Source organism: Streptomyces sp. NPDC057010 (assembly GCF_042673805.1).
GTDB lineage: Bacteria > Actinomycetota > Actinomycetes > Streptomycetales > Streptomycetaceae > Streptomyces.
In genome coordinates this window covers 1-10,174 of sequence record NZ_JBHUSC010000097.1, presented here as the reverse complement: position 1 = coordinate 10,174, position 10,174 = coordinate 1, and the positions used below count along the sequence as shown (strand labels likewise).

Annotated in this window: 11 protein-coding genes and 1 pseudogene; 7 read left to right on the top strand and 5 right to left on the bottom strand. The window is 71.2% G+C overall.

Annotated features, from left to right (window positions below; all coding sequences use genetic code 11):
* The first annotated feature begins 322 nt into the window (after window positions 1–322).
* From trpS to ACFTXQ_RS35750, 4 genes are all read left to right on the top strand, one after another.
* Window positions 323–1,336, top strand: coding sequence for a tryptophan--tRNA ligase (gene trpS, locus ACFTXQ_RS35765; RefSeq protein ID WP_382649613.1), 1,014 nt, complete (start codon window positions 323–325; stop codon window positions 1,334–1,336).
* Window positions 1,337–1,446: 110 nt separating this feature from the next.
* Window positions 1,447–2,043 (top strand): 2'-5' RNA ligase family protein, encoded by a 597-nt coding sequence (locus tag ACFTXQ_RS35760; protein ID WP_382649611.1) that lies wholly within the window; start codon window positions 1,447–1,449, stop codon window positions 2,041–2,043.
* 166 nt (window positions 2,044–2,209) lie between these two features.
* The gene (locus ACFTXQ_RS35755; protein WP_382649609.1) at window positions 2,210–3,139 is read left to right on the top strand and encodes a YihY/virulence factor BrkB family protein; all 930 of its coding nucleotides are present in this window, start codon (window positions 2,210–2,212) and stop codon (window positions 3,137–3,139) included.
* Between the two features lie 117 nt (window positions 3,140–3,256).
* The gene (locus tag ACFTXQ_RS35750; protein WP_382649607.1) at window positions 3,257–3,694 is read left to right on the top strand and encodes a hypothetical protein; all 438 of its coding nucleotides are present in this window, start codon (window positions 3,257–3,259) and stop codon (window positions 3,692–3,694) included.
* A 9-nt stretch (window positions 3,695–3,703) separates the two neighbouring features.
* On the opposite strand, the gene ACFTXQ_RS35745 is transcribed toward ACFTXQ_RS35750, so the two are convergent.
* Entirely contained in the window at window positions 3,704–4,954 is a 1,251-nt protein-coding gene (locus ACFTXQ_RS35745) for a D-alanyl-D-alanine carboxypeptidase family protein (RefSeq protein WP_382649604.1), read from the bottom strand.
* Between the two features lie 121 nt (window positions 4,955–5,075).
* On the opposite strand from ACFTXQ_RS35745, the pseudogene ACFTXQ_RS35740 reads away from it, so the two are divergent.
* The 3 genes and pseudogenes from ACFTXQ_RS35740 to ACFTXQ_RS35730 all read left to right on the top strand — a co-directional run.
* A pseudogene (locus ACFTXQ_RS35740) lies at window positions 5,076–5,309 on the top strand (SCO4848 family membrane protein); the annotation flags it as partial.
* 116 nt (window positions 5,310–5,425) lie between these two features.
* Window positions 5,426–6,760, top strand: coding sequence for a metallophosphoesterase (locus ACFTXQ_RS35735; RefSeq protein ID WP_382649616.1), 1,335 nt, complete (start codon window positions 5,426–5,428; stop codon window positions 6,758–6,760).
* Between the two features lie 68 nt (window positions 6,761–6,828).
* On the top strand, window positions 6,829–7,470 hold the full coding sequence (locus ACFTXQ_RS35730; RefSeq protein ID WP_382649602.1) for a LysE family translocator: 642 nt from the start codon (window positions 6,829–6,831) through the stop codon (window positions 7,468–7,470).
* Window positions 7,471–7,511: 41 nt separating this feature from the next.
* Here the strand turns inward: ACFTXQ_RS35730 and ACFTXQ_RS35725 are convergent, their stop codons facing one another.
* The 4 genes from ACFTXQ_RS35725 to ACFTXQ_RS35710 all read right to left on the bottom strand — a co-directional run bounded on the left by ACFTXQ_RS35725 (window position 7,512) and on the right by ACFTXQ_RS35710 (window position 9,952).
* The gene (locus ACFTXQ_RS35725; protein WP_382649599.1) at window positions 7,512–8,267 is read right to left on the bottom strand and encodes a TetR family transcriptional regulator; all 756 of its coding nucleotides are present in this window, start codon (window positions 8,265–8,267) and stop codon (window positions 7,512–7,514) included.
* An 11-nt stretch (window positions 8,268–8,278) separates the two neighbouring features.
* Window positions 8,279–8,707 (bottom strand): thiol-disulfide oxidoreductase DCC family protein, encoded by a 429-nt coding sequence (locus ACFTXQ_RS35720; protein ID WP_382649596.1) that lies wholly within the window; start codon window positions 8,705–8,707, stop codon window positions 8,279–8,281.
* A 3-nt stretch (window positions 8,708–8,710) separates the two neighbouring features.
* Window positions 8,711–9,115 carry a hypothetical protein gene (locus tag ACFTXQ_RS35715; protein WP_382649593.1) on the bottom strand — a complete coding sequence of 135 codons (405 nt, stop codon included), beginning with the start codon at window positions 9,113–9,115 and terminating at the stop codon, window positions 8,711–8,713.
* Window positions 9,116–9,259: 144 nt separating this feature from the next.
* Window positions 9,260–9,952: a Uma2 family endonuclease gene (locus ACFTXQ_RS35710; protein ID WP_382649590.1), complete on the bottom strand. Its 693-nt coding sequence runs from the start codon at window positions 9,950–9,952 to the stop codon at window positions 9,260–9,262.
* Window positions 9,953–10,174 lie beyond the last annotated feature (222 nt).

Sequence of the window (10,174 nt, the reverse complement as noted above, 5' to 3'; positions counted from 1 at the left end):
CCTGGCATCGACCGCCATGGTGCTGTTGGGCTTTACCTTTTTTACCGCGACCATGTTTGCCGGCGGCAAGCTCGGGGTGGCGTTCAGTTTCGGCAGCGGCGGCGCGCCGGCACGTCCAGCCCCGCCGGCGATTGAGGCGCGGGTGTGGGCAGGGCCCGCGAGCCCCCGCGGCGGGCGGAAAGCGGTCGCTCGGCCGAGGCGAGATCCGGACGCCCCGCTACCGCGCAGTACACGTACGGGGTACGGGCCGGCCCGGGACGACCCGGAAGGATCCGGCCAGTGGCGGGCCCGAGCCCGCCCCCGCACCTGAGAGAATGGGGCCATGGCTTCTGATCGTCCTCGCGCGCTCTCCGGCATCCAGCCCACCTCCGGTTCGTTCCACCTCGGGAACTACCTCGGAGCCATTCGCCAGTACGTCGCCCTGCAGGAGACGCACGACGCCTTCTACATGGTGGTCGACCTGCACGCGATCACCATGCCGCAGGATCCCAAGGACCTCCGCGCGAACACCCGGCTCTCCGCCGCGCAGCTCCTCGCCGCCGGTCTCGACCCCGAGCGCTGCACGCTCTTCATCCAGAGCCACGTGCCCGAGCACGCGCAGCTCGCCTGGGTCATGAACTGCATCACCGGCTTCGGCGAGGCCAGCCGGATGACCCAGTTCAAGGACAAGTCCGCCAAGGGCGGCGTCAACAGCGCCAGCGTCGGCCTGTTCACGTACCCGATCCTCCAGGTCGCCGACATCCTGCTCTACCAGGCGGACGCCGTCCCCGTGGGCGAGGACCAGCGCCAGCACGTCGAGCTGACCCGCGACCTCGCCGAGCGCTTCAACCACCGCTTCGGCCAGACCTTCAACCTCCCCGCCGCGCACATCGTCAAGGAGGTCGCGAAGATCTACGACCTCCAGGACCCGGCGATCAAGATGTCGAAGTCCGCGTCGTCCCCCAAGGGCCTGATCAACCTCCTCGACGAGCCCAAGGTCACCGAGAAGAAGATCAAGAGCGCGGTCACGGACACCGAGGCCGAGATCCGCTTCGACGCCGAGAAGAAGCCCGGCGTCAGCAACCTGCTCACGATCTACTCCACCCTCACGGGCGAGACGATCCCCGCCCTGGAGGCCAAGTACGAGGGCAAGGGCTACGGCGCGCTGAAGACCGACCTGGCCGGCGTGATGGTCGATTTCGTCACACCGTTCAAGCAGCGCACCCAGGAATACCTGGACGACCCCGAGACGCTGGACTCCATCCTGGCCAAGGGTGCGGAGAAGGCCCGCGCGGTCGCCGCCGAGACCCTGGCACAGACGTACGACCGACTCGGTTTCCTGCCCGCCAAGCACTGACGGAAACCCGACGGAAGCAACGACGGAAAGACGGCCCTGGCGGGACGAGGGGTGCTGGCCTCACACTGAGGCGGAGCAGCACCCATCCAGACAGACGTGAGGAGAGATACGTGGGGACCGTAACGCTCGGCGTTTCGATCGCGGTCCCGGAGCCGTACGGCAGCCAGCTCCAGCAGCTGCGCGCCGGCTTCGGGGACGCCGCCGCGCACGGCATCCCCACGCACGTCACCCTCGTCCCGCCGACCGAGGTGGAAGCGGAGCGGCTCCCGGCGATCCGGGCCCACCTGGCCGAGGTCGCCGCCGCCTTCCGCGCCTTCGGGATGCGGCTCGCCGGCACGGGAACCTTCCGCCCCCTCTCGCCGGTCGTCTTCGTCCAGGTCGTCGAGGGCGGCGCGGGCTGCACCCGGCTCCAGTCCGCGGTCCGCGACCCACAGGGCCCGCTCAGCCGCGAGCTGGCCTTCCCGTACCACCCGCACGTCACGGTCGCCCACGGGATCTCCGACGAGGCGATGGACCTGGCGTACTCGACCCTCGCCGGGTACGCGGCCGAGTGGGTCTGCGCGGGCTTCGCGCTCTACGAGCAGGGCTCCGACGGGGTCTGGCGGAAGCTGCGCGAGTACCCCTTCGGGGCCGGTCCCACCGGCGTCCCCGCACAGCCCGGCTCGCTCACCGACACCGCGGCCGAGACGGCCGTACGCCGCTCCTGACGGAGCGGGCGCAGGGCGCGGTGCGTGCGGTAGCGGAGCCCGCGCAGGACCAGGGTGTGGAACGGGCGACCCATCGGGCCCCCTTCGCGAAAAGTCACAATCGACGACCGTAGTGCCCGAACCCGACAATCCCGGCTATTTCCGGCGGCTCAATTACGGTGACGTTATGGACTGGCTGACGAAGATCCCGGTCATCGGGCCCCTGGTGACCCGCCTGATGCGGACGCACGCATGGCGTTCGTACCAGCGCCTCGACCGCGTGCACTGGACCAGGCTCGCCGCCGCGATCACCTTCATCAGCTTCCTGGCGCTCTTCCCGCTGATCACCGTGGCCGCCGCCATCGGCGCCGCGCTGCTCAGCCAGAAGCAGCTCGACAAGCTCCAGGACAACCTCGCCGAGCAGGTCCCCGGCATCTCCGACCAGCTCGACCTCGACGGACTCGTGGCCAACGCCGGCACCGTCGGCCTCGTCGCCGCCGCGCTCCTGCTCTTCACCGGCATCGGGTGGGTCGGCTCGATGCGCGACTGCCTGCGCGCGGTGTGGGAGAAGGACGACGAGGACGAGGGCAACCCCTTCGCCCGCAAGGGCAAGGACGCGCTGGTCCTCGTCGGGCTCGGCGGGGTGGGCCTGGCCTCGGCCGCGGCCTCGATCTTCGGAGCCAGCGCGGTGGGGAAGACCGCCGACTGGCTGGGCATCCCGCACCAGGGCGCGGGCGGCGCACTCCTGCGGGCCGGCGCCTTCCTCGTCGGCGTCCTGGCGGCCTTCCTGCTCCTCCTCTACGTGCTGACCCTGCTCCCCGGCGTCGAACCGCCGCGCCGCCGCCTCCTGGAGGCCGCCCTCATCGGCGCGGCCGGCTTCGAGCTGCTGAAACTGCTGCTCAGCGGCTACATGCGGGAGGTCGCCGCGAAGAGCATGTACGGGGCCTTCGGCGTGCCGATCGCCCTGCTGCTCTGGATCAACTTCACGGCGAAGCTGCTCCTCTTCGTCGCCTCCTGGACGGCGACCCGCGACGACGAGACGGATGAGGCAGCCGACGCCGACGCCGGCGACGGCGACAAGCCGGCCCCCGCCCCGGCCGCGTCCCCCGCCGCCTAGTCCGGTTCCCGTTCGGGTGAATCCAGAGATCGTCCGGACAGGGCCTGGGTAGGCCCCCCGCGAGGTTCCGTGCACGATGCAACGGGATCGATCGTCCTGGCCGCCCCTGGAGGGCTCATGTCCGCTTCGCTCCGTCCCCGCAAGCTCCTGACCGCGACCGCCGTCGCCCTGCTCCTCTCCGTCGCCGGGGCCGGCCTCGCCGCCCCTGCGAGCGGCGCCCCCACCGCCACCGCGGTGCGGGAGGTACGGGTGCCTCCCGCGTACAACGCGGGAGGGGTCTGGTACCTCTTCCAGACCAACGCCACCGTGCGGGTGGACCTGAGGCAGGACTCCGAGGGCAACCTCTACGGAACCGTCTCCTCCGGCGACACCGTGGGGACCCTGCGGGACGGCTACGTGGAGGGGGAGAGCATCTACTTCACCGTCGGCTGGTCGCACGGACCGGTCGGCCGGTACACCGGCGTCCGCGGCCCGGACCACCGGCTCTCCGGCACCACCTTCGACCTGACCAACCCCTCCAGCCAGTCGACCTGGCGCACCGACCGCATGTTCTGACCCGACCGGTCAGTGGACCACGTCCTCGTCGCGCCCGCCCCGGCCGCGGGGCCAGCGCCGGTTGACGACGAAGGCGCCGGCCGCCAGGAGCGCCAGGGCGCCGCCCGCGACACCGAGCGCGGTCCCGAGACCGCCGCCCGAGCCGCCGCCCGCGGCCGCCGCGGCGTGGTGCTCGCGGGACCGGGCCGGGGTGCCCGAGGGGGTGGCGTCCGCGCCCTTCGGCGCCACCAGCTCACCCACCGGCTTGACCTTCCCGGCCGCCGCGAACCCCCAGTCGAAGAGCGCGGCGGTCTCCTCGTACACCGAGTTGATGCCGCCCGTGCTCGGGTTCATCACCGTGACGAGCAGCTTCCGGTTCCCCTGCTGCGCGGCGCCGGTGAAGGTGGAGCCGGCCATCGTGGTGTTGCCGTTCTTCACCCCGGCGATGCCCTTGTACGGGGAGATGCCGCCGGCGCCCGTCATCAGCCGGTTGGTGTTCTGGATCTGGAAGTACTCGCGCGGCTTCCCCTCCTCCTGCTTGCCGGGGAACTTCGCCTCGGCCGTGCCGCAGTACTCCCGGAAGTCCTGCTTCTGCAGCCCGGAGCGGGCGATCAGGGTGAGGTCGTACGCGCTCGACACCTGCTCCGGGGCGTCGTAGCCGTCGGGGGACACCACGTGGGTGTCCAGGGCCTGGAGCTCCTTCGCGTGCGCCTGCATGTCGTCGACGGTCTTCTCGATGCCGCCGTTCATGGCCGAAAGCACGTGCACGGCGTCGTTCCCCGAGCGCAGGAACACCCCGAGCCACAGGTCGTGGACGGTGTACTCCAAGTCCTCCTTCACCCCGACCAGGCTGCTGCCCGGACCGACGCCCTCCATGTCCTTGTCGGTGACCTTGTGCACCTGGTCCTTGGGCAGGCCCGGCAGCACGGTGTCCGCGAAGAGCATCTTCATGGTGGAGGCCGGGGGCAGCCGCCAGTGCGCGTTGTGCGCCGCGAGGACCTCCCCGGACTCGGCGTCCGCCACGATCCACGACCGACCGGTGAGGTTCGCCGGCAGGGCGGGCGCGCCGGGCAGCAGGTTCACCTGGGTGCCCGGCTGGCCGAGGGCCGCTCCGCCGACCGTGGACATCGACACGGGCGGCGCGGGCGCCACCGGCCCCGTGCCGGGCTGCCCCTTTCCGTCGGCCGGCGGGTTCGGCGCGGCGTGCGCGGGAACCACGAGCAGGGCGGGGACCAGCAGCGCGGCGGAAAGGACCGTCAGGGCGGTCTTCTTGGCAGACACGCAGGTGAAAGTACATCCCGATGGGCTGTCCGCCGTCACGGACCGGCCAATTCGGTAGAACCACTGCCGGGACAGACCACCCCGGCGCGTCCGTCCTGCTGACGAAACCGATACTGGGGGCATGAGACTCAGCCGCGCCGCCTCCTGGTTCCTGCTCGCCTTCGGAGTGTGGAGCTGGTTCATCTGGGTGTCTTTCGTCCGGAACCTGTGGAAGAACGGCAGCGGCCTGGCATTCGATGCGACGGGTGACCCGACCTCCTACTTCTGGGTGCACCTGACACTCGCGGTGACGTCCTTTCTCCTGGGGACGGCCGTCGGTGTGATCGGGTTGCGCGGGGTCCGGGCCCTGCGGCGCGCATCACGCACGGGGTCGGGGTCGGGGTCGGGGCCGGGTACGGGCTCGGGCCCGGACTCCGGTCCGGGAACGGGATCCGGCTCGGGCGGCGGCTCCGGCGCGGGTGCCCGGGCATGATGGTCGTGGTCTTCGCGCTGATCGCGCTGGCGGTCCTCGCGCTCCTCGTGCTCGTCCACCGCTGGCTGTGGATCCGCCTGGTCCGTGACACCACGGCCCCCGGCGGCCTGCCCCGCCGCATCGGCACGGTCCTGATCATCGCGCTGCCCCTCCTCTCCGTGGCCGCCCTGACCGCGGGCCGCGCGGGCGCCCCCTTCCTGCTCCAGCAGGCGGTGTCCTGGCCGGGGTTCCTCTGGCTCGCGGTACTCCTGTACCTGACCCTGACGATGCTGGTCGCGGAGCCGATCCGCGCGCTGTCGCTCCGCCGTCTGGCCCAACGGCCCCCCGCCGGCAAGGCTCGGGGCTCTGCCCGGGAGCCCGGCCACGCGGCGGAGCCGCACCATGCGGTACTGCGGGAAGGGGTGGGCAAGGGGACGGCCCCGCAGAGCCCGGCCCCCGCGCCGGGGCCCGACACCGGCGGCACGGCACAGGAGCCCGAGGCCGGGACGGCGGGCCCGGGAGCCGGTCTCCTGGACCGCCGCAGGTTCGTGGCCCGGGCGATCGGAGGGGCGGCCGCCACCGTGGCCCTCGGGACCGTCGCGGGCGGGGCCTACGGGGTCCTGCGCGGCCCGAGCGTGCGCCGCGTCCACGTACCGCTCGCCAAGCTGCCGCGCGCTGCCCACGGTTTCCGGATCGCCGTCGTCAGCGACATCCACCTCGGCCCGATCCTCGGCCGCGCCCACACCCAGCGCATCGTCGACTCCGTCAACCGCACCCAGCCCGACCTCATCGCCATCGTCGGCGACCTCGTCGACGGCAACGTCCACGACCTCGGCCCGGCCGCCGAGCCGCTGCGCCGGCTCAGCGCCCGCCACGGCTCGTACTTCGTCACCGGCAACCACGAGTACTTCTCCGGCGCCCAGCAGTGGGTCGACCACGTCCGCGAACTCGGCCTGACCCCGCTGGAGAACGCCCGGCGCGCGCTCCCGTACTTCGACCTCGCCGGGGTGAACGACATCGCGGGGGAGAGCGAGGGCCACGGCCCCGACTTCCAGGCGGCCCTCGGCGACCGTGACCGGTCCCGCGCCTCGGTGCTCCTCGCCCACCAGCCCGTCGTCATCCACGACGCCGTCCGGCACGGCGTCGACCTCCAGCTCTCGGGCCACACCCACGGCGGCCAGCTCTGGCCCGGCAACTACCTCGCCGAGCTCGCCAACCCCACCGTCGCCGGCCTGGAGCGCTACGGGGACACCCAGCTCTACGTGTCCCGGGGCGCGGGAGCCTGGGGACCTCCGGTCCGGGTGGGCGCGCCGTCCGACATCACGGTGGTCGAACTGGCCTCGCCCCGAGCCTGAGCCGCGGCTGCCTCCGGGACCGGATAATCCCTGGGGGCGCCGTCGGACCCCGTGCTTACATGGCATGCATGGTGTCCACAGACCGACTGCTGGCCTTCGCGGCCATGTCCTTGCTCCTGATCGTGATCCCCGGCCCCAGCGTGCTGTTCGTGATCGGGCGGGCCCTGGCGCAGGGCCGCCGGGCCGCGCTGACCACGGTGGTGGGGAACACCCTGGGGGCCTACGTGCTCGTCGTGGCCGTCGCCCTCGGGGTCGGCGCCGTCGTGGAGCGCTCGGTCCTCGTCTTCACCGCCCTGAAGCTCGTCGGCGCCGCGTACCTGGTCTACCTGGGCGTCAAGGCGGTGCGGCAGCGCGGCTCCCTGCACGCGGCGGTCACCGGCGCGGCCCCCGCGGCGCACAGCAGCCTGCGCACCTTGGGGGAGGGGTTCACGGTCGGCGTGGCCAACCCCAAGACCATGGTGTTCTTCGCCGCCGTGCTGCCCCAGTTCGTCGACCGCGCCGCGGGCCACGTCACGGCCCAGATGCTGCTGCTCGGCCTGGTCTTCAACATCATCGCGCTGGCCTCCGACAGCGTGTGGGGCCTGGTCGCGGCCACCACGCGCGAGTGGTTCGCCGGCTCCCCGCGACGGCTCGCCCTGGTGGGCGGAGCCGGCGGGCTCACGATGATCGGCCTCGGCGTCACGGTCGCGGTGACGGGCCGCAAGGACTGACGGACCACGGACTGCGGACTACGGACTACGGACTGACGGACCTAGGCAGGATCCGTGTCCCCCGCCTTCGGGTCCGGGTCCGGGTCCGAGGCCCGCTTGCGGGCCCCGGCCGTGGCCGTCTGGGCCATGCCCGGCAGGAAGTCCGCGAACAGCTCGTGCACCTCGCGCACCAGCGGCCGCAGCACCCGGAACCGGGCCAGCACGATGCCCCGCGTCGTCAGCTGCGCCCCGCGATCCGCGAGCCGCCGCGTCTTCTCGCTGTTCGGAGAACGGTCGAAGACCCAGTACAGGACCAGCCCCATCTGCGAGAGCCACATCAGCTCCGGCAGTACGTCGGCCAGTTCGGCCGGCACCTTGGTTTTCGCCCCCGCCAGCACCTCGCGGTGGATGTCGATGGCCGCCTGGCGGGCCGGCTCCGACTCCGGGGAGAAGGGGCTGAGGGGACTTTCCGGGTCCGCCGCGTTCTTGAAGAACTGGGAGGCGAACTCGTGGTACGGGGCCGCGATGTCCATCCAGCTCGTCAGCACGCCCGCGAGCCGCTTCTGCAGATCGGTCTCGCTGTCCAGGATGGGCCGGACCGCCGCCTGGTGAGCCGCGCCGATCCGGTCGTAGAACCCCTGGACGAGATGTTCCTTCGACTCGAAGTAGTAGTAGGCGTTGCCGACCGAGACACCGGCCTCCTTCGCGATACCCCGCATCGTCGTCTTGTCGAAGCCGCGCTCCTGGAAGAGCCGGAGCGCGGTTTCGAGGATGAGCGTGCGGGTCTGCTCGCTCTTGGGAGCCTTCTGATCAGTCACGGTGCACGAGCCTATCGGGGGACGGAGCACTGGTCGTCACAGGCCGGGTCCTCCGCCCCCTCCGGGGAGCCCTCGGTCCGTACCGCCGCCCGCCACTTCGAGGCGGAGTACATGGCGGCCCGGGCGAAGGGCCGACCGGCCGCAGTGGCCAGCCAGTTGGCCTTCGGCCGGTGCTCGACCAGCGCCCACAGGCAGACGATGAAGGCGTCGGTCCCGGTCCACACCTGCCCGGAGTCCCCGATGACGGTGATTTCCCGCAGCGTCGCCGCGTGGTCGAGCTGCGGGTAGCGCCGCTGCGCCTCGTAGGAGCCGGCGGGGACGAGCCGGAGCGGCACGAGCCACCGCTGCGCCAGCAGCCAGTGCCGGATGTGCACGCAGAGCGGGCAGTTCGCGTCGTACAGAACGGTGATCCGCCGGACCGCTCCGGCTGCGCCGCCCACGGCTCAGGCCCCGGCGGGAGCGGTCCACCCCTGCGGGGCGACGGGCGGGGTCTGCTGCCGCTCCATGATCCCGCGGCGGCGCATCTTGTTGAGGACCCACACGTTCCCGAGGTGCATGACCCCGAGGACGAGCAGCACGACCCCGAGCTTGACCGACAGCACCTCGAAGAGGTGGCGGGCCTCGACGATCTCCTCGTACGACCGCAGGTAGAGGGTCACGAACCCGATGTTCACGAGGTAGAAGCCGACGACGAGAAGCTGGTTGACGGCATCCGCGAGCTTCTCGTTGCCCTGCAGCACGTCGCCTATGAAGACGCGCCCGTTCCGACTGAGCGTACGGGCGACCCAGACGGTGAGCCCGATGCTGATGAGCAGGTAGATGACGTACGCGACCACGGTGAGGTCCATTGCCCTCAGCCCCCTTGAACGTGTTCAACTGCTGACAGAGTTGACTGTAGGGCTTCGTTTGAACATGTTCAAGTCAGGGGTGTGGGGTGCCCGGGGGCCGCGGGTCGGGAGCGGGTGCCGGGGTCGGGGTGTTGGAGAGGCGGACTAGATCTCGGACTCGGAGCCTTTGGGGTCCTGGTCGTTGAGGTCCTGCTCCTTCGGGTCCGGCTTGGGCTTCTTCTTCTGCGGCCGGCCCGCCTTCAGGAGCTGGTCCACGTCGAGGGTGACCTTCGCACCCAAGGTGTCGGGCAGGGCGGCCAGTTCGCCGGCGGCGTGGATGCGGTGGCCCTTGTACTCGCCGTCGACGGGGTCGGTCAGGACGTGCACCCGCTGGTGCTGGCGGTTGACGATGACGTAGACGGGGATCCGGGCCTGGGCGTAGGCGACGGCCTTGGATCGCAGGTCGTTGTTGTAGTTCGACGAGGTCACTTCCAGGACCAGGCGGAACGCGACCGGGTCGTAGCAGTTGTGCTCGATCAGGTGCTCGTCGATGTCGGCGTCGACCACGGAGAGGTCGGGGATCGCGTAGTCCTCGGGGCCGTCGGGCAGCCACAGTCCGATGCCCTGGAGGACTTCGGTTTCCCCGTCGGCCAAACCGGCGGCGATGAAAGGGGCCATGAGCTTGGTCAGGGCTCGCGCATGCGGAGCGTCCGGCGGTGGGGTCACGGTGAGGATGCCTCCGATGATCTCGACGCGGTAGCCGGGGATCTGCTCCATGAGCTGGTCGGCCTCTTCGAGGAGCGTCAGCGGCCTCTCGTCATCGGCGTACTCAAGGTGCTCGACGGGTGCTGTGGACATTCCGGGCCTCCCGTGGGCTGGGTCGAGAGCATCATCGTAGGACGGCAGCGAGCCTTGGCCCGGCAAGCGCCTGCTTCACCGGATCGGGTGGGTGGGCGGGGGGTGCGGTTGTCGGGGGCCGATTACTCGGCATCAGGGAAGGTTTGGGGGTTTCCCGTCAGTCTCATCGTCCTTCCGCGTCGGCCCGGCCTGTCAAGGGCGCTCCTCCTTCGTCGTCGCGTC

What these genes read in the sequence shown, in the direction of transcription:
- trpS (WP_382649613.1), top strand. Translation starts at nt 323, where the DNA reads ATGGCTTCTGATCGTCCTCGCGCGCTCTCCGGCATCCAGCCCACCTCC.
- ACFTXQ_RS35755 (WP_382649609.1), top strand. Translation starts at nt 2,210, where the DNA reads ATGGACTGGCTGACGAAGATCCCGGTCATCGGGCCCCTGGTGACCCGC.
- ACFTXQ_RS35750 (WP_382649607.1), top strand. Translation starts at nt 3,257, where the DNA reads ATGTCCGCTTCGCTCCGTCCCCGCAAGCTCCTGACCGCGACCGCCGTC.
- ACFTXQ_RS35735 (WP_382649616.1), top strand. Translation starts at nt 5,426, where the DNA reads ATGGTCGTGGTCTTCGCGCTGATCGCGCTGGCGGTCCTCGCGCTCCTC.
- ACFTXQ_RS35730 (WP_382649602.1), top strand. Translation starts at nt 6,829, where the DNA reads ATGGTGTCCACAGACCGACTGCTGGCCTTCGCGGCCATGTCCTTGCTC.
- ACFTXQ_RS35715 (WP_382649593.1), bottom strand. Translation starts at nt 9,115, where the DNA reads ATGGACCTCACCGTGGTCGCGTACGTCATCTACCTGCTCATCAGCATC.
- ACFTXQ_RS35710 (WP_382649590.1), bottom strand. Translation starts at nt 9,952, where the DNA reads ATGTCCACAGCACCCGTCGAGCACCTTGAGTACGCCGATGACGAGAGG.